This is a genomic window from Paenibacillus puldeungensis, assembly GCF_042678945.1.
Lineage (GTDB): Bacteria > Bacillota > Bacilli > Paenibacillales > Paenibacillaceae > Fontibacillus > Fontibacillus puldeungensis.
Genome location: NZ_JBHTLM010000002.1, coordinates 147,009 through 164,807, shown reverse-complemented (window position 1 = coordinate 164,807; position 17,799 = coordinate 147,009). Strand labels below are relative to the sequence as shown.

Sequence of the window (17,799 nt, the reverse complement as noted above, 5' to 3'; positions counted from 1 at the left end):
GGAGGAGCTCCCATGAACAAAGCCTTTTTAAAAAAGATGATCCTCACGCTGATCATGCTGTTTTTCAGTATCGTCATGATCGTTCCTTTCCTCTGGATGATCAGCACCTCGTTCAAAACGCCGGCGGAGGTGTTCGAGTATCCGATCAAGTGGATTCCCGCCCATTTTAACTGGAGCCACCATGTAAAGGTTTGGAGCGGTGAAAACAGCTTTGTGCATTACTATGCGAACTCACTGAAGGTTTCCGTGCTAAGCACGATCGGAGCCGTTTTTCTCTCATCCCTCGCGGCTTACGGCTTCGCCCGCATTGAGTTTAAAGGGCGGAATGCCTTGTTTCTACTGTATTTGTCCATGATGATGGTTCCGCCGCAGGTGCTGTTCGTACCGAAATTCATCATGTTCGATTGGGCTGGCATTTATAACACACACTGGGCGCTGATTCTACCCGGCATGTTCACCATTTTCGGCGTGTTTATGATGCGGCAGTTCTTCCTGTCCGTGCCTTACGAAATATCCGAAGCGGCATTTATCGACGGGGCGGGCCATTTCCGGATTTTCTCGCGCATCATCCTGCCGATGGCCAAGCCGTCGCTCGCGACGCTGGCGATTATCGATTTTTCCTGGCACTGGAATGATTATGAAAATGCCCTTGTGTTCCTGATCGACCACGATCTGTTTACCGTTCCGCTGGGCCTGCAAAATTTCATTCTGGAAAACAACGTGGACTACAACGGCATGATGGCTGCGGCAACAGCCGGTATTATCCCGATGATTGTCGTTTTCCTGATCGGCCAAAAGTACATTATCCAAGGCGTGGCCAGCTCGGCTGTGAAGGGCTAAGGGTTAAGGGCTAACCCTCCTCTGCCTCTTCAATGAATCAGAGTTGATCAGATAGCATTACCCAGCCCATATTGAAAGGAGTTTACTTACTCATGAGAAATGAAATCGTGCATAGCGATATTACGGTTGTCGGCGGAGGATTGGCTGGCGTTTGTGCCGCCGTAGCTGCGGCAAGACTCGGGCGGAAGGTTGCACTCATCCAAAACCGCCCGGTGCTCGGCGGCAATTCCAGCAGCGAGGTACGCGTGTGGGTATGCGGCGCCACGGCGCACGGTGTGAATCGGTACGCACGCGAGACCGGCATCATGGGCGAAATGTTCGTGGAGAACCAATACCGCAATCCCGACGGCAACCCTTATTTGTGGGACTTAGTCGTGCTGGAAACGGTGCTGGCTGAGCCGGGCATTACGCTGTATCTCAATACCGACGTGCATGAGGTGGAAGCCGAAGGCGAAGAGGATGCTCGGCAGATTCGCTCTATCACCGGCTGGATGATGGGCTCGGAGCGGCGAATCCGCTTTGAAAGCCCGGTGTTCCTCGACTGTACCGGGGACGGACTGGTTGGCTTCCTAGCAGGTGCCAAGTACCGGATTGGCCGGGAAGCCCGGCATGAATACGGAGAAGAATGGGCGCCCGAGGTAGCCGACGATATTACCCTCGGTAGCACCCTGCTGTTCTATACCAAAGACGCCGGTCACCCCGTCAAGTTTGTTCCGCCTTCCTTCGCCAAGGATATTACGCAGACGCCAATCCCGATGAAGCGGGTCATCCGCAGCGGAGACTCGGGCTGCCATTATTGGTGGATCGAATGGGGCGGCGAGCTGGACATCGTCCATGACAACGAACGTATCCGCGATGAGCTATCGGCCGTTATTTACGGCGTGTGGGACTATATCAAAAACTCCGGCAAGTTCGATGCCGAGAACATGACGCTGGAGTGGGTCGGCTCCCTGCCGGGCAAACGGGAATACCGCCGTTTTATCGGGGATTATACGCTGACCCAGAACGATATTATCGGCCAAAAACCGTTCGACGACCGCATCGCCTTCGGCGGCTGGTCCATCGACCTGCACCCGCCGCAAGGGATGTACGCTACCGTCAGCGGCTCCAAGCATATGCACGCCGACGGCAACTATCATATTCCTTTCCGCAGCTTGTACTCCGCTAACGTATCCAATCTGCTGTTTGCGGGCCGCAACATCAGCGCAACCCACGTCGCGTTCGGCACGACGCGAGTCATGGCGACCTGCGCCACCATCGGTGAAGCCGCAGGAACGGCCGCCGCGTTATGCGTGGATAAGGGCGTTACGCCCCGGGAGCTGTCGCAAAATGACACCCCTTTGCTGCTGCAAACCCTGCTGAAGCAGGACGCGTCCGTGCTGGAGTTGGTGAATGAAGATACCGAAGACCTGGCCCGTCAGGCTAAGGTGAGCGCCTCCTCCTTCCTATCCACGCTGGCGGTGGAATCGGCTGATGAAGCATATCTTTTGGAGCGCGACGTCGCCCTGCTGCTTCCGGCTGATCCGGCCATCCGTGGGAACATCGAATGGCTGCTGGATGCTTCCCAGGATACAGAGCTGACCGTCGAGGTCTGGAGCACCGGGCGCCCGGAAAATTATGTTCCGGCCGCTCTCGAATACCAGACTACCGTTCAAGTAGCCACGGGAGACGGGCAATGGGTGGCGATAGCGCTGGACTGGACGCCCGCTGAAGCCCAGAACGCTTTTATTATCGTCCGCCGCAACCCATTGATCCGGCTGTACTTGTCCCATACCCCGCTGACCGGATTGCTCGCCTTTGAGCGAGGCACGGCCGCAAGCGTCTCCAAGGATCTGGAGGATCATGACGACAGCCAGCCCGTGGTGGAATGGAGCATGAAAGGCCTAGTTCGCAAAATTTTCTGCTTACGCACAGATTTCGGAACCAACACCTATCGCCCCGAGCATATCCTGGACGGCTACAAGCGCCCCTATGGCGGGCCGCATACCTGGTTGTCTAAGCCGATGGCGCAGGACGCCCAGCCTTGGATCAAGCTGGAATGGGAGAATGAGCAGCCTATCCGCGAAATCCACCTGATCTTCAACGACGACGTCAATGAAGACCTGATCAATCTGCACCACCATCGCACACCGTTTGAGGTCATTCCCGAGCTGGTCAAAAACTACCGAATCGACATGCTCGACCCTGCCGGGAACTGGAGCACGCTAGTTACGGAGACCGACAACCGGCGGCGAAAACGGGTGCACTGCCTAGAGACCCCCGTTCAAGCGATAGCGATCCGCCTGGTCGTCGAGGAGACCAATGGTTCGGGGTATGCAGAAGTGATTGAGGTAAGGGTATATGGATAAAACCTGTTACCCCTAAACAATCCGCCATACCTGCGCGGGTTATGCCAAAAAAACGCCTAACGGTGTTTTTTTGTCGTCTATTTATCGATCCTCTCCGCATACACCTCAAACACCATCGCCGCCCCGAGCCTAAATCCCTGCGTAAAAGATGCCGCCAGCTCCATACCCTGAACCTGTTGGTATAAATCGAGCAACGCCTCAAGTTCTCGAAAATCCTCGTTGGAAAGCTTTCCTCTCCATGAATCCATAGACTCGGATATTTGCCTGCCCAATTGGCGATACTTCGGATCTTGGGGAACGGCCGTTTCATAGGGGATTAGGTTGCCGTAGTATAGGGATTCGAGGATTGGCATGGGAGCACCTCCATCGGTACGCAAATAGGTACCACTAATAATACTATTCTACGGTACGCTTATACGTATAGTCAAGTTCATAATGAACCGATACGAGGTGACTGAGTATGGGAAAAAAGGTTGTCGTAAAAATTGCGGATTTAGCGAAAGCACATAATATTTCCCTTAGAGAGTTGTCCAGACGTTCCGACGTAAGGCACGCAGCATTAAGTGAACTTTCTAACGGTAAGCGCGAGAGCATCAATTTTAATCATATTGAGAGAATTGCTGAAGCTTTGAATATAAGTGATATTCGGGAGATTATTGATTTGGTGGAGGAGAAATGATTGTAAAACATAGAAAATATCGGCCTGCATCAAAAGAAGCGATGTCTGTTCTGCAGTCAAAAAGGTAAATAGCCCGCTCTGAGTTTATGGATTTTGAACGTGTTCCCCTTTTCTAATGAACCACATGGGTGCCTTCTAGCAACTGCTTGTACTCGCTATGAATTGGGGCCAGCGCCCCTACTCTTCCACCCGAATCTCAACCACCAATCCCACCAAATTCAATCCTCATGATGAGCTACACTTTAACCTTACACACTCTGTGAGCTTCACACTCTCTTGTACTTCAGTCCTAATATTTTCATAATCTCTTCATTCAAAATTATTGAACATCCATTCGCATTAAAGTAAAATCAAATTACAAATACAATAATTACGTACGTAATCCGATGCAAAGGAAGGGTCTTATGAATTTTAGTTATAGTTTCCCTGCCCTTCGAGGCATTCAGGCGGGAAGAGAATTCTACACAGTCATGTGCCCACTTAGGTTAATTCCTAAAATATTTCTTTTCGATGAAGAAGAAATACCTGCCGAACATCGTGCTCAACGTGTAATGAACAAATCAAGAATTCCTGACATTACCAATTATATACTTGAAAACCCAAGAGACTACATATTCTCTTCCCTCACTGCATCGGTCGACGGAGAGATGATTTTCCAGGAACATTCAGAAGAACTTAAAGATGTTGGCTACCTAACCATTTCATTAGATTCCAAGTTTTTAATCAACGATGGTCAACATCGAAGAGCGGCAATTGAAGAAGCTCTGAAGGTTTCTCCCGAACTTGGTGATGAAACCATTTCTGTTGTATTTTTCCATGACTTAGGACTAGTCCGTTCCCAACAAATGTTTTCAGATTTGAATCGTCACGCAGTGAATACCACGTCTTCAATCGGTATTCTCTATGACCACAGAGATCAATTGTCTCTTATAACTAAGGGACTTATTTCCGATATCCCATTATTAAATAGATATACAGACCGCGAAAAAGTGAATCTTTCTAAAAATTCCCCAAAACTATTTTCCTTAAATCATATTTTCAACACAAATTGCCGTCTACTAGGCAAGCGAAAAGGCGAAATAGTTTCTGAACAAGAAAAAGAGTTCGTTAATGAATTCTGGATCCTACTATGCAATACTATAACGGAATGGCAAGAAGTCCTAAGTAAAAACACATCCCCTAGAGATTTGCGAGCGAACTCAATAGTAGCTCACGGGGTCTTTTTAGAAGCTATAGGTATTATTGGACATTACCTTTATTTTTATCATCCTGATGAGTGGCAGAAATATATCAAAAAACTAAAACATATTGACTGGCAGAGAGACAATAAAGAAGATTGGCAAGGCCGCGCCTACAGTCATACGGGACGCATTAACAAAAACAACGAGACCGTCCAGCTAACAGCTAACCTTATAAAAAGTAAAATTGGACTCCCTCTCACAGAACAAGAGCAGAAAATTGAGGATAAATTGAAGGAGGTCTCCCCTCTTGGAACTTAACATATTTAATACTGGCGGTAAGTTCACTGAAGCCAAAGAATTAGTAAAAGAAGTATATCAATCAGACAATCGACCTTGGGTTGTTGGATTTAGTGGCGGTAAAGATTCCACGGCTGTAGTTCAATTAGTATTTCAAGCATTATCAGAGCTGGACTCATCCGTTTTAAAGAAGAAGGTATATGTGATTTCCTCAGATACTCTGGTAGAGACACCTTTGATTATTGATAAAATTACTCGGACATTAGGAAGAATTGAAGAGAAGGCAATAGAGCTTGGTCTACCATTTGAAACGCAGAAAGTACGTCCTAAAGTAGAGCAAACCTTTTGGGCTTCAATTATCGGAAAAGGGTATCCTACGCCTCGGCAGAAATTCAGATGGTGTACAGATCGACTTAAAATCGACCCTGCAAACCGATTTATTTTGGATAAAGTCGATCAATTCGGCGAGGTTGTCATGTTGCTTGGCGTAAGAGATTCCGAAAGTTCAACGCGTGCAGCAGTTATGCAATCACATACCATTGAAGGCAAAACGTTAATGCGTCACTCTACCTTGAGTAATGCATTTGTATTTGCCCCTATTCGAACCTTTAACGTAGATGATGTTTGGGAATTCTTGCTGCAGTATGAATCCCCTTGGGGTGACGACAACAATGAGTTATTACAGTTATATCAAGATTCTAGTAGTGAGTGTCCACTTGTCGTTGATAAAGAGGTTAAAGAGAGTGCTGGTTCCTGCGGTAATAGTCGATTTGGTTGCTGGACATGCACTGTCGTCAATGAAGACAAGGCATTAAGCGGGTTTATCAATAACGGTGTAGACTGGCTGCGACCACTATATGATTTTAGAAACTTTTTAGTAGAGATAAGAGAGGATCGTACCAAAAGACAGAAACATCGCATGAATGGAGAGGTTTACCTTACTTCTAATTTAGGCGGTGTTACGAAAGAAGAAATCGAAGCTAGGAATTATCCTTACATTGAAAAAGCGAACATTAAGCAATTTATTGAAGAGAACAATATCAATCTTGCTACAATTGAGGATCTCGATATCTATGTAAAAGAAGATGACGGTAACTTCAAACGATTTGGTGTCGGACCTTTTACACTTAGCGCTCGCGAAGAAATCTTGAGAAAATTGCTTCGTACTCAAAAAGCGGTACGCGAACTATATGATCCCACCATTGAACTCATTACTTTTGAAGAATTGAAAGTGATCCGGAAGTACTGGCATGATGACCTTCAATGGGAAGATCGTTTACCACAGATTGTTGAGGAAGAAACGGGAGAAGTATATGATTGGTATCACGATGATCGCCCTGTGTTTAAAGAAGATCAAATAACCGATTTAGAAACACTTTGTCAAGAAGAAGGCATTAACCTTAATCTCCTCAAGCAACTCATTTCTGTCGAAAAGGATTACTCGGGGGTTAAAGTAAGAAGAGGTTTATTTCAAGCATTTGACAAAACGTTAAAACAAGATTTTTTACATCTATAGAAGGTGGATTTATAATCAATGCAAATAAATAAGCTGATTCTTCGCAATATTGGTGCTTATCATGGAGATATGAATAAGTTTGACTTTAGGACAAGTGGTAAGCAAAATGTAATCTTGCTCGGAGGAAAAAATGGGGCAGGTAAAACTACTATTTTAGAATCTTTACGAATTGTATTATTTGGTTCCATGGCATACGGATTTGTAACGGAAAATGAACCTTATTATCGCAGAATTCGTTCATTATTAAACCGGCAAGCTCTTCAAGAAAGCCAAAATAATTACCAAATTTCACTTGATTACACTTCCACTGAAGAACTTGAGCCAAACGAGTATTCGCTCGTCCGTAGTTGGACGATCAAAAATGACAAAATAAGAGAATACTTTTCGGTTAAAAAAAACGGCACACATCTTAGTGCTCAAGAAATATCCGACTACCAGAATAAATTACGGGAGGAAATGCCCCCTCGTTTATTTGAATTGTGCCTCTTCGACGGAGAAGATATTTCTCGAATAGTATCTGAGGAAAAGATTCCTGAGTACCTTAGTGAATCGGGAAAGATCCTTTTTAATTTAGATTTGTTTGTGAATTTAGAAAAGGATTTGCAGACCTACCGCCTTCAATATACCCAAAGAAATGTTGATGCAGTAAAAGAGATTGAAGAGCTTAATAAAGTAGATTCCGAAATTATAGCACTTAAACAAAATCTTAAAGAAATCGAACTACAAATATCCAACTGCGAAGAAGAAGCCATCAGCTTAGCTGACCTAATACGGAAAGATAAAAGGGATTTTGAAATTCATGGCGGCTTAATTCAAGAAAAACGGCAAGAACTGATAACCAATATAAACCGAATTGAAAATCAGCGGAAGATGAATACCGATAAGATTAGAAACTTTATCAATTCAATTCTGCCATTCTATATTGCTCGCAACCAATTAGAGGAAGTAGACCGTCAACTTCAAATTGAAAAACAATATGAGTCATTCGAGTTTGTCGCCTCAGCTTTAGAAAAAAACAAGCTTGACCAATTGGTAAACAACCTGCAATCAAACGTTGGTGCAATGGAGTCAAGGTTAGACATTAATCAATTATATGACGGAATTCTTGAGATGCTTCAACCTGAGGAAGCTCAATTAATCCACCGCGCTTCCTTCGAGCAACAAAGTGAAATCCATAGCTTATTCAAACAGGTTAAATCTCTGATGGCTTCAAATTACATTGCTCTATTCGATGAAAATGCAAAACTATTGGAAGAAACCCAAGAACTCAGAAAAGCAATCGAAAAAAATGACCAATCCAGTGAGTTTAAAGTCCTTCTTGAAAATATTGAAGTTAAAACCCAAAGGGTCGAACAGTTAAAGTTATTAACTGAGCAATACCAGAACGAAATCCAGACTTTAAGTGAACTTATTCAAACTAAGGAAGCCCTCGCTAACAAACTTAGAGAAAAGATTAACGAGTATCATAAAGGTGAGAATTCTTTCATAATGACTGAAAAACTGCTTAAAGTAAGCCAACGTTTCAGAGAACGTCAGTGGCGCAAGAAATTAGATGACGTTGCTAATGAAGCTACAAAAATGGTAAACATTATATTTCGAAAAAAAGCCTACATTGACCGTATTTATATCGATCATTCTTCATTTGAGCTACGCCTTTTTAATAAAAATAAGCAAGAGGTCGTTAAAGAACGACTTTCTGCAGGCGAAAAAGAAATGCTGATGTTAACGGTCATTTGGGCAATGTTCAAAGTATCCGGTTGGAAGCTTCCTTTTGTTTTCGATACTCTTTTTGGACGACTTGATTTGGACCATAAAAATGCGTTAATACAACACTTTATTCCCAAATGTGGTGATCAGGTCCTAATTTTCACAACGGACTCAGAAATTGGTTCAGAGCAGTATGAGCTCATTAGAGACATTACCTCACGCTTCTACACTCTTGAATTTATTGAAAGCCAAGAAAAAGCGGAAATTGTTAAAGGTCGCTATTTTAATATGGCCAGGGAGAACTGCTACCAATGAATTTCACTTTAAAAACATCTAAATACGCTAAAGATACTCTTTTGCAACTTCAAGCTTCTACTGGAATTACTCCTAACATTCTTATTCGTTATGCTGTGGTACTTTCATTACGAAATAACAACCAGGGGGCAGAAATAGTTCCAATCACAAAAGATTTCTCTGACGGGCTAGTACTAAACCGTAGTACAGTAACTGGTGAGTATGACTATGTATTTCGAGCATTAATTACCCAGGCAGCGGGAAGAGAACTTTCGGATGAGGAGTATTTCCCTGGATATTTCAATGCTCACTTAGAACGTGGAATTAGAACACTAGCTGGTGAATATAAAAGTACAGGTAACTATGAAAAATTTATACGCACCTTGCTACTTGGATAGAAAGAAGGAGACTTCATGCTCTATTTAGATAATAGTGCGACGACAAAGATTCATCCTGAAGTTCTTGATGCTATGCTTCCTTATCTTAAGGAGGAGTACGGTAATCCCTCCAGTAAATTTTATTCATTGGCCGAGAATGCAAAAAAAGCAGTGACCCATGCACGTGAGCAAGTGGCTGAATTATTAGGATGTGATTCTGACGAGGTTGTTTTTACAAGTGGAGCAACCGAAAGTAACAATATGATTATAAAAGGTGTAGCTGACTATTATAGTAAGCAAGCTTCGTACAACAAATTTTTGCTTACCTCTAAAGTAGAACACCCTTCCGTGATCGAGACATTTAAATATTTAGAAGGATGCGATTTCAGCGTCAATTTCTTGGATGTAGATCAATTTGCAAGAGTGACTTTGGATCAGGTAAAAGAAACAGTTACTCATAACAAACCACTGCTCACTTCGATCATGTGGGGCAACAACGAAATTGGTTCTTTAAATCCGATAAAAGAGATTGCAAATATATTTGAAAAAAATAGCCTCTTCTTTCATACGGATGCAACACAGGTTATAGGTAAAATTCCTGTAAATCTCAATAAACATAAAGGCATCCGGTTTTTATCTATGTCTGGCCACAAAATTGGTGGTCCCAAAGGTGTTGGAGCCGCAATCATACGAAAACAATCTAAGGAAATATATACGAGATTAACTCCTCTTCTCCATGGTGGTGGGCAAGAAAATAATTATCGTAGCGGCACTTTAGCGGTTCATAACATTGTTGGGTTAGGTAAAGCAGCTGAGCTAGCTCGTATGAATCTCGATAATAATGTTAAGAGACTCAATGAGCTGGAACAATACCTTACAAATATACTCAAAACCAATTTAGGGGACAAAATAAAGTTTAATAGCGATGAGAAGAATAAAATTCCGGGGTTAATTAGTGTTCAATTTGTTGGAGTCAATAATGAACTTCTTCTGAAGAAACTCTCAGCGTATGCGGCTCTTTCCTCCGGATCTGCTTGTAGTTCAAGTAAGCCTAGTCATGTATTATGTGCAGCTGGGAAGTCGTTAGAAGAAGTACGGCAGACGATTAGGATTACGATGAATTCTGAGATTAATGAGAAAGAACTGGAATTATTTAGATCAATACGATAGCAAGTTACTTTTTCCTGATCGGCAAGCTGTAAGATGTCAGCATGTTACTTCTCTATCCTGAAACATAAATAAGTAAACAGTAAAAGACATTTTTGAAGTAGTACTACTTTAAGTAGAGTATATAGCTTTGTTTAAAAGCAAGTAAGCCGAAGGCAGCCATAGCGCTGCCTTCTTTCTCTTATGTGAATAGCTCTCAAGCAATAATTCTGAAATGTAAAAAAATCCTTAACAGGTTATAGCCTGCGGAAAAATATCCTTCAATTCTTTGTTATACTTCGTTAATTATTTTTAGAAAACAACATTCGCATTTGGGATACCCGTTTAAATATTAATAGAAAATCCTACTCCTGCACTCAGAAGTGCTACCATTTCTTTCAACAAGCACTCCCTATCAAGTCAGAGAACTCATATCATCTCGTGACCGATTGACTTTCCTAAATCCAATTTGAAAAATGCTAGGTATCCACCTTAGTTTCTATCCGTTAGGTCGATACGCTACCGAGGGTAGATGGTGCTCCTTCAGTGTGAAACCTCTCGGGCATCCCACTATCCCATACCTCTTTTAATAAACAAAAAAGGACAAAGCCATTTTCCCCCCGTAGGTTGTGTAGTCCTAAGTTCGCCCCCCATACACCGAAGGATTCTTCGCTTCAGCTCAAAGTTTCCACCAGCTTCTAAGCTCATGTCCAACTTGAACCCTCCGCCGAACTGGAGGTTTTCTTATACAATAAAACCGACGACCCTACTGAGTCGTTCTCGTCTTACTACTTTTAAAATAGAAGGATTCCGCATGACGGCATACAAATCTAAGTACATAATACTCATTCTTTTCTCGAGTGTTTCTTCGTTAGCCCTAACGGCTTATACTAACAACAGGTGATGTCGGATAATTGACAAGTCACAAAAAATGATACAGGGTGGACTCAGAAATAAAAAGAACCATGACTCCCTAGGGAATCATGGTATAAACCCTATTAAACCAAGGAGAGAAACTCATACCGCAACTCCCTTGACTTTTAGATATTTAGTTCGTGCTCGACTTATTCTTGTTCTCATCGTAGCAACAGTAACATTCTCAGACTTAGCTAATTGCTCTGTACTATAATCAAAGAAGCAGGCTCTCAAAATAGCTGTGGACTTAGAATCCAACGAGGATCTATCTAGCTCATCAAGCAATTCAAGTCTAATTTGCTCCAACGAGTTGTCAACAACTAAATCTAATGAAATCGGTGAACTAAACCCTGCTTTAACAGATTCTGCTTTAAGTAAGTTTATACGATTTCGAATTTTTGATCCTGCACTTCCTAAAACATCACGAACAATGGTTTTTGGATCCCCTTCCTTTTGGGGAGAATTCAGAAGGTAATCTAAGGCTTGTTCGATTCTTTCCAATCTGTAACTACCAATGCTATAGCTTACCGCTTTATCACGCATTCGATTTAAAATTTGATACGCCTCAATTACAGATTGACTCATTCCACATTCGATGCTCATTATTTAAACCATCCCTTCTCAGTGTTGCTATAACACTGATCGCGTTTTTTGAGCACAAACCGTACGCAATTCCCCTACTCTCTGTATCCGTCATTGATCGGCTACAGATAGGAAAAATATACCATAGTTTTTCGTGGTGTTCAATTATTGTGTTTGTAGTATATGGGAAATTAATACTATCATGCCCTATGCCCTACAATCTATATGGGGCGTTAGACCAGAAATAAATTACATACGGGATAAAAAAAAGATGTGATCAGATTTTAATCTCAAGAACTGCCCCTAGCTGAACTGAACATATGTAAACGTCAGACTAAACCATTAATCTTACTTCTATCCCTTTTAATTTTTCGTACGTCCGGTTATTGTCCTAAAAACTAATTCTATTAGGTCAATTTCGTCAAGGTGTACGCTGACCGTTGCCGTAGCCATATTTTTTCAAACACACTACTTGTAGCGGCTATCTAATGGATGGAATCTATCCACTCAAGTTGCATTTAAGCGATAATAAATAAGCAGTCGCCGGATTAGTTTCCAACGACTGCCTAAATACATTGAGCAGCTCTTTCAGTTTTATAGGGTCTTAAGAGCTTCCCGTACATAAGCGGAAGTAAAGTAGCCCCATTGTGTTCTTAAATCTCCATATACTTCATCAGGATTGGAATGGAGATTTTCGGCTTTAGCATATGCCATAAACAATACATCAATTGCTGTTTCGATTTTTCTTGCTAATTCAATAATCTCACCGGACTCAATCTCGGTTTTGTTATTAGCAACCTCTTTTATCGGGTTATATATTTCTTTGATAAACGTGTGTCGATGGTTAATTTTCACAATGGCCCTTCCGTTGAAATGAGTTATATCAAACAACTCTTTTCCTGGCCATGAGGAATCTACCAACATTATAGGGCGTTCTTGAATTTGTTGCTTGATTGCATTCGCAAGCTCGTGATTATTGCTAACCCCAACATCCTCCAAAATATCAGCAATGAGAACTTGCTGCTCACTCTCAGTAACTCCCATCCCTGCTCTTCCCGGAAGTGAAGACTTTTCAGCTTCGGTTACTGCATCAATTGCTTTTGTATGATCTAGCTCTTTTTTTCGTTCCTCATGTTGTGTATTCGAAAAAGTAGCCTGAATTTGTTTCCGTGCAGCACGAATAGGCTTTTCTAGAATATTACGAATCTCGTCTTTAAGTTTTTTTACCGGTTCAGCACCTCTTTTTACATTGCGAACTTGAAAGTACTCATCGAGTACAGCAGGAAAACTAATTTCTACACCAATGAATCTGTCGATATTCTCAATACGTGTAGGAAAAAGTCTAGGGATAATATCATAATAAATCTCTCTACCATTTCTTAAGATTGAAACATAACCATCCCTATCTTTAAGGTACAAATCCTTATACTTTGCAGCAGACCGTTGGTAGCCACCTTCCCCTTTAACTCGTCTAACGCTTTCAGGAAGTAAGGTTACTGTAATGGTTACCTTTTCGCCATCTAATTCGATCTCTGAGCAATCCAATACTTCTGCCGGAAAGTTGTGCGCTCCTAGAATTTTAAGCGTCCGTTGGCTTTCAATTAAAAATAATGGATCGTAAAGATCTATAATTTTTTCATCAAGTTCAATAGTAAGTCCTTGATCGAGTTGAACACGATAAGCTCTGGCAAGGAATTTGGTTAGTTCTTGAGTTGCTTCCTTTGCAGAATTGCCATAAGTACTCTCGTTAACTAATCGATCAATTTTTGACCAAATAATTAATGTACCTGATTCAAACTCACTCCCGTCTTTCCATCTCATAAATCCCCTGTACTCTGTTGGTAAACTATCAACTTCTGTTGAATTTATGTGTGTCTGACTTCCATCAGCTATTAAGTCAAGATCCAAATAAGCGTGAAAATACCTTTTTTGTCCAGTGGCTTTAGAGAATATGTCAATTCTCCGGCCTTGGCTTAGTGCAGCAACTTTCATTCCTACACCGAAGCGGCCAAGCCCCTTCCTTTGATTGTATCTTGTAGAAAAACCAATTTTAAGCGTTTGCGCGAGAATTTCTGGAGTGATTCCCACTCCATCATCAGCAAAAGCAATTGTTTCTATATTTTTTTCCTGATTTTGAAATGTCTTAATTTTTATGATTTGGGATCTAGCCTCAATCGAATTATCTACAATCTCTCCTACAGCAGTGGATAAATCAAAGCCTGAGTCACGCCAACTCTCCAGTGCCTTGTCAACCTGAAAAATGTCAGATTCCATCAAATTTACACCATTAACCATAGTATTATCCCCTTTAGTTAGCTAGATTAGCCATCAGGTCTAACCCAACATCATATTTTAGGCAAATAATATTTGTTCTCAAGATATTCCTAGTGCTTATTGCCCTGATGCTTTTATTTGCCTTTACAAACTATATGGGGGCCGACTAAAGAAATAATTACATATTCATTTATTGTCAAGGTCTAGTATACCTACTAACCTTATTTGCTATCTTGTCACGGAAAGGTCCTACTATCTTTTCAACATGGTGTATGATCAGTTCACGTCGCTTTTCAGTAACCTTATAATTCCACTGTTCAAGTTGATAATTCATTTCGTCTAATTCCATGTACCACGGAGATTGCTGTGTACCATTTAGCCAATCTGCTAGTAAAATCAATGCTGCTCTTTTAGGGGTCAGTTTAATAATTTTAGCTTTTTCCAATGCGACTCACCTCCTTATAAGTTATTTAATTATTATTTTTATTATGTGAGTTTTGCTTAGAACTTATTAATTTACTGTATTTTGGATATAACAAAACCTGATTATATATATTATTCGGGATATATTCTCTATATAACTAATATAAGTTATATGAGTTATATTAGTTATATAACCTATACTAAACTTTTAGGTTCTCGTTGTCAATATAAGTTATACAACTTATACTGTTTAATGAGGTGATGTCCGTATGCCTATAAATAAAGAAAACAATACACAAGTTTTGGTGACATTTCCAAATGATTTACTTAAAGAAGTTGAGAAATATTGGCATGAAAAAAAACTAAAAAACAGAAATGAAGCAATACGGGAATTAATTAAAAGAGGACTTTTAGAACCAAGATAAAGTTAGTTAAAAAAGTTGTAATTACTATATGAAAGTTTTTAGATTTTACTAAATTTTTAAGACACACTAAAAGCCTTCGCTATTCCTTTACAGAATAAACGAAGGCTCCAGTAAGTTACTTACAAATAAACATTGCTCTTACATCTATCATCAAATACCCATATGAAACAATTACCTAAAATTTTTAACTATGCTTATTAATCAAATACAATAAGTAATTATCAAGATTAGACAAAGACTCGATTTCAGAAGCCATGATTTCTAGCCCTTCTTCAATATACCGTAACATATAATCATCGACAGCTTTTGCTTCAAGCGGCTGCCCCACTTTCTCGATAATCATGTGCTTGTACAAAATGTAATCATCGCCACGTGCTATGACTCCATCGGGGATAACAAATCTAGTTTTGCGCTCTTTCTTCTCAGGTGGTTTTTCAAGAGAAGCAATTCCTTTTACAAAGGCCAACCGAAGGGCCTCTGGTCTTTTATCGTTAAGCTCCAGTTCACTCATAATTGTTATTAATTTATCTTCGCCTTCTATTGATAAAGACATCCTGCCGTTTGCCATTTGCACTGCCCCTATTCAAATGTAAAATATCCTTCACTTACTTTGGTTGATTTTTCCATATCGTCATACTGCAACAAGTATGATTTCTGTACGAACGGTTCAATTTCTTCAGCAAAGTCTTTTGTGATCTCCGTATCTGTGGTCAGAATAATAACTTGATCGCTTAGATTAGTAAAGTAACGATTCACTAAATTGGCTCTATGAATGCTGTCCAGCCGTGCAAGAGGTGTATCAATTACGAACGGAAAGTTTGCTCCAGATACTTTAGTCAATGCCCAAATCATCGATAGAGCGATTAACTGCTTTTCCCCTTCTGAACGTGATGTTAGGTCAACTTGACGATCGAATTCATCGTAAATTTTTAGAGCAAATTCATTAGGATCAAATTCTACCCTGTGCAAATCTTTTTTTCTAAACAGTTTGAGTAAGATAGTTTCAATTTCAGTTTTTAATTGTTTTGCTTTTAGTATCGTTACCTGATCAATGAATTCTTTTGTTGCTCCAATCAAACGCGTCATAAGCTCCATTTTTTGTTCAACAGGTCCTAGTTCACTCTTCGCTTGTCTCTTTCTGGTAATTTCATTCAGCAACTGGTGATGACGATCTTGAAGTTTCCTAATCGATTCGCTTCGTGTCTTTCTTGCAGCGTAAAGAGCACCCAGTTCCTCGGATATTCTTGCAAGTTTCTCGTCCTCTTCTCTTGTATCAATAACATCAGGGGCGTCGTTGAGTTGCTCTAATAATTTCTGTAGCTCACCTTGGATTTGTATTCTTTTGCTTACCAAGCCTTTTACATCAACATTACTAGATAATGATGAATTCAGAATCTTCAGAACTTCATTCTGTGATAGGTCGTTTAGGTGTAATACATTAATTGGCTCCACTTTTACTTCGTGCACCTGGTTCACTTTTGCCCAGACGTTTTTGCCTTTTTCCTTCAGCTGTTCTTTCTGTTCTTTATTTAATGGAGGGTTAACCTCTACATTTAATATCTGATTGATAAAATGATCATACGGTGCAAACTTAGTTGCATTCTTTTTCATACTATCAAGATAGTTCTGTTCTTTTTTTATTCTTTTTTGAAGTTCTCTAATAACTGGTGCAGCAATTAGATTAGGAAGTGAGTTTCGACCAAATCTCTCCAACGTGGTGAAAATCAATTTCAACTCGTTTTCAAGTTCTCCGATTCTTCTATTAATTTGTCCTTTTGTTACACTACTGTTAGCAAGCTTCAAACGGCGCTTTTGATTCAAATAAATCTTATCTTCATTCAGAAACTCAATTTTTTTCTCCTCAGGCTTCTCTTCAGATTTCAAGAGTTCCAGTTCTGTTGCACATTTTTGAAGTTCATCAGATAGTTTTTGAAGATCCTCGTCTTTCACGGTTTTGGCGAGAGCTGCCTCATCTTGATTTCGTATTTTAAATAAGTCTTCGTAAAGTTGATTGTATAATTCTAAAGATACGATCTTTTGAATCGCTTTAATCGTTTCTTTAGTATCATGCTCCCCCACCAAATCCCTTATTTTTTCTGCGTCAAATATAAAAAATGGTGCAACATCGATTGGAATTCTCTGATCAATAAATTCATTAAATTCCTCTTCCGCTGTAGTTACTTCTCGTAATTCGTCGTTAGAAGTAACAAAAATCTTTCTTGTTTCAGCGATTTCATTCTTTTTATCCTGAATAAAAGTGACTTCAATAACATATGTTCCTGTCGGGTCAGTGAAGGAGAGTTGTATTTTGCTTTCCCTTCCTCCCTCCCTATAGTATCTACTATTTATTGCTTCATTTTTAATCACTTCATATTCATCTTTAGAGAATTTTCGTCTTCCATAAAAGCAAATAAAAAAAGCATTAATTAGTGAAGTTTTACCAGCTCCATTCAACCCACCAACCAATGTAATATTCTGATTATATGCAGTAAATTCATCTTTTTTCTTATAAAGTTCTAACTTTTGCTTCCCATAATAAGGTCTATAATTTTCGAAGGTAATGTAATTAAAAATCATAGAATGCTGCGCCTCTCTTCCTCTTGCTCCACCCAATCCATCAAAATATCGGATATTCTATCAAAGAGACCTCTTCTTTTAGACATATTTTTGTCAGCATATTCTTTTTCAATCCTAAATAACTCCTTTAAGTAAAGTGGCTCTATGTTATGCTTTCTGCATATTTCTTCTAAGAGTTCATCTTCTTCGCTAAGCAAAGATGTCATTATCGAGAAGCC

At 40.6% G+C, this 17,799-nt stretch carries 16 protein-coding genes; 9 read left to right on the top strand and 7 right to left on the bottom strand.

Going from position 1 to position 17,799, the window contains the following annotated elements; all coding sequences use genetic code 11:
- The first annotated feature begins 12 nt into the window (after positions 1-12).
- Both ACFQ3W_RS03525 and ACFQ3W_RS03520 read left to right on the top strand, forming a co-directional pair.
- A complete protein-coding gene (locus ACFQ3W_RS03525; protein ID WP_379316669.1) occupies positions 13-840 on the top strand; it encodes a carbohydrate ABC transporter permease in 828 nt (275 codons plus the stop codon).
- A gap of 92 nt (positions 841-932) precedes the next feature.
- Positions 933-3,188 carry an FAD-dependent oxidoreductase gene (locus tag ACFQ3W_RS03520; RefSeq protein ID WP_379316667.1) on the top strand — a complete coding sequence of 752 codons (2,256 nt, stop codon included), beginning with the start codon at positions 933-935 and terminating at the stop codon, positions 3,186-3,188.
- Positions 3,189-3,265: 77 nt separating this feature from the next.
- On the opposite strand, the gene ACFQ3W_RS03515 is transcribed toward ACFQ3W_RS03520, so the two are convergent.
- A complete protein-coding gene (locus ACFQ3W_RS03515) occupies positions 3,266-3,541 on the bottom strand; it encodes a DUF6809 family protein (protein WP_379316665.1) in 276 nt (91 codons plus the stop codon).
- Positions 3,542-3,648: 107 nt separating this feature from the next.
- On the opposite strand from ACFQ3W_RS03515, the gene ACFQ3W_RS03510 reads away from it, so the two are divergent.
- The 6 genes from ACFQ3W_RS03510 (at position 3,649) to ACFQ3W_RS03485 (ending at position 10,409) form a co-directional block, all read left to right on the top strand.
- A complete protein-coding gene (locus tag ACFQ3W_RS03510; protein ID WP_379316663.1) occupies positions 3,649-3,867 on the top strand; it encodes a helix-turn-helix domain-containing protein in 219 nt (72 codons plus the stop codon).
- 404 nt (positions 3,868-4,271) lie between these two features.
- Positions 4,272-5,366, top strand: a complete 1,095-nt coding sequence (gene dndB / locus ACFQ3W_RS03505) for a DNA sulfur modification protein DndB (protein ID WP_379316661.1) — start codon at positions 4,272-4,274, stop codon at positions 5,364-5,366.
- Positions 5,356-6,861 carry a DNA phosphorothioation system sulfurtransferase DndC gene (gene dndC, locus ACFQ3W_RS03500; RefSeq protein WP_379316659.1) on the top strand — a complete coding sequence of 502 codons (1,506 nt, stop codon included), beginning with the start codon at positions 5,356-5,358 and terminating at the stop codon, positions 6,859-6,861. Before dndB ends, dndC begins: the two co-directional genes overlap by 11 nt.
- A gap of 18 nt (positions 6,862-6,879) precedes the next feature.
- Complete coding sequence (gene dndD / locus ACFQ3W_RS03495) at positions 6,880-8,883, top strand: DNA sulfur modification protein DndD (RefSeq protein WP_379316657.1); 2,004 nt, start codon at positions 6,880-6,882, stop codon at positions 8,881-8,883.
- Positions 8,880-9,260: a DNA sulfur modification protein DndE gene (dndE, locus tag ACFQ3W_RS03490; RefSeq protein WP_379316655.1), complete on the top strand. Its 381-nt coding sequence runs from the start codon at positions 8,880-8,882 to the stop codon at positions 9,258-9,260. Before dndD (ACFQ3W_RS03495) ends, dndE begins: the two co-directional genes overlap by 4 nt.
- A gap of 15 nt (positions 9,261-9,275) precedes the next feature.
- Positions 9,276-10,409: a cysteine desulfurase family protein gene (locus tag ACFQ3W_RS03485; protein ID WP_379316653.1), complete on the top strand. Its 1,134-nt coding sequence runs from the start codon at positions 9,276-9,278 to the stop codon at positions 10,407-10,409.
- Between the two features lie 993 nt (positions 10,410-11,402).
- On the opposite strand, the gene ACFQ3W_RS03480 is transcribed toward ACFQ3W_RS03485, so the two are convergent.
- The 3 genes from ACFQ3W_RS03480 to ACFQ3W_RS03470 form a co-directional block, all read right to left on the bottom strand.
- Positions 11,403-11,885: a sigma factor-like helix-turn-helix DNA-binding protein gene (locus ACFQ3W_RS03480; RefSeq protein ID WP_379316651.1), complete on the bottom strand. Its 483-nt coding sequence runs from the start codon at positions 11,883-11,885 to the stop codon at positions 11,403-11,405.
- A gap of 591 nt (positions 11,886-12,476) precedes the next feature.
- Entirely contained in the window at positions 12,477-14,177 is a 1,701-nt protein-coding gene (locus ACFQ3W_RS03475; protein WP_379316649.1) for an ATP-binding protein, read from the bottom strand.
- 175 nt (positions 14,178-14,352) lie between these two features.
- Positions 14,353-14,601 carry a hypothetical protein gene (locus ACFQ3W_RS03470; RefSeq protein ID WP_379316647.1) on the bottom strand — a complete coding sequence of 83 codons (249 nt, stop codon included), beginning with the start codon at positions 14,599-14,601 and terminating at the stop codon, positions 14,353-14,355.
- 247 nt (positions 14,602-14,848) lie between these two features.
- Here ACFQ3W_RS03470 and ACFQ3W_RS03465 point away from each other — a divergent pair, with 247 nt between their 5' ends.
- Complete coding sequence (locus ACFQ3W_RS03465) at positions 14,849-15,004, top strand: CopG family ribbon-helix-helix protein (protein WP_379316646.1); 156 nt, start codon at positions 14,849-14,851, stop codon at positions 15,002-15,004.
- 184 nt (positions 15,005-15,188) lie between these two features.
- Here ACFQ3W_RS03465 and ACFQ3W_RS03460 read toward each other — a convergent pair whose 3' ends face one another.
- The 3 genes from ACFQ3W_RS03460 to ACFQ3W_RS03450 are packed head-to-tail and all read right to left on the bottom strand — an operon-like array spanning position 15,189 to position 17,787.
- Entirely contained in the window at positions 15,189-15,572 is a 384-nt protein-coding gene (locus tag ACFQ3W_RS03460) for a hypothetical protein (protein WP_379316644.1), read from the bottom strand.
- A gap of 11 nt (positions 15,573-15,583) precedes the next feature.
- Complete coding sequence (gene dndD / locus ACFQ3W_RS03455) at positions 15,584-17,617, bottom strand: DNA sulfur modification protein DndD (protein WP_379316642.1); 2,034 nt, start codon at positions 17,615-17,617, stop codon at positions 15,584-15,586.
- A complete protein-coding gene (locus ACFQ3W_RS03450; protein ID WP_379316640.1) occupies positions 17,578-17,787 on the bottom strand; it encodes a DNA modification system-associated small protein in 210 nt (69 codons plus the stop codon). The genes dndD (ACFQ3W_RS03455) and ACFQ3W_RS03450 overlap by 40 nt, the downstream gene beginning before the upstream one ends.
- Between the last annotated feature and the right edge of the window lie 12 nt (positions 17,788-17,799).

What these genes read in the sequence shown, in the direction of transcription:
- ACFQ3W_RS03460 (WP_379316644.1), bottom strand. Translation starts at nt 15,572, where the DNA reads ATGGCAAACGGCAGGATGTCTTTATCAATAGAAGGCGAAGATAAATTA.
- ACFQ3W_RS03480 (WP_379316651.1), bottom strand. Translation starts at nt 11,885, where the DNA reads ATGAGTCAATCTGTAATTGAGGCGTATCAAATTTTAAATCGAATGCGT.
- ACFQ3W_RS03515 (WP_379316665.1), bottom strand. Translation starts at nt 3,541, where the DNA reads ATGCCAATCCTCGAATCCCTATACTACGGCAACCTAATCCCCTATGAA.
- ACFQ3W_RS03465 (WP_379316646.1), top strand. Translation starts at nt 14,849, where the DNA reads ATGCCTATAAATAAAGAAAACAATACACAAGTTTTGGTGACATTTCCA.
- dndD (WP_379316657.1), top strand. Translation starts at nt 6,880, where the DNA reads ATGCAAATAAATAAGCTGATTCTTCGCAATATTGGTGCTTATCATGGA.
- ACFQ3W_RS03485 (WP_379316653.1), top strand. Translation starts at nt 9,276, where the DNA reads ATGCTCTATTTAGATAATAGTGCGACGACAAAGATTCATCCTGAAGTT.
- ACFQ3W_RS03525 (WP_379316669.1), top strand. Translation starts at nt 13, where the DNA reads ATGAACAAAGCCTTTTTAAAAAAGATGATCCTCACGCTGATCATGCTG.
- ACFQ3W_RS03520 (WP_379316667.1), top strand. Translation starts at nt 933, where the DNA reads ATGAGAAATGAAATCGTGCATAGCGATATTACGGTTGTCGGCGGAGGA.
- dndE (WP_379316655.1), top strand. Translation starts at nt 8,880, where the DNA reads ATGAATTTCACTTTAAAAACATCTAAATACGCTAAAGATACTCTTTTG.
- ACFQ3W_RS03450 (WP_379316640.1), bottom strand. Translation starts at nt 17,787, where the DNA reads ATGACATCTTTGCTTAGCGAAGAAGATGAACTCTTAGAAGAAATATGC.
- dndB (WP_379316661.1), top strand. Translation starts at nt 4,272, where the DNA reads ATGAATTTTAGTTATAGTTTCCCTGCCCTTCGAGGCATTCAGGCGGGA.
- ACFQ3W_RS03510 (WP_379316663.1), top strand. Translation starts at nt 3,649, where the DNA reads ATGGGAAAAAAGGTTGTCGTAAAAATTGCGGATTTAGCGAAAGCACAT.
- ACFQ3W_RS03475 (WP_379316649.1), bottom strand. Translation starts at nt 14,177, where the DNA reads ATGGTTAATGGTGTAAATTTGATGGAATCTGACATTTTTCAGGTTGAC.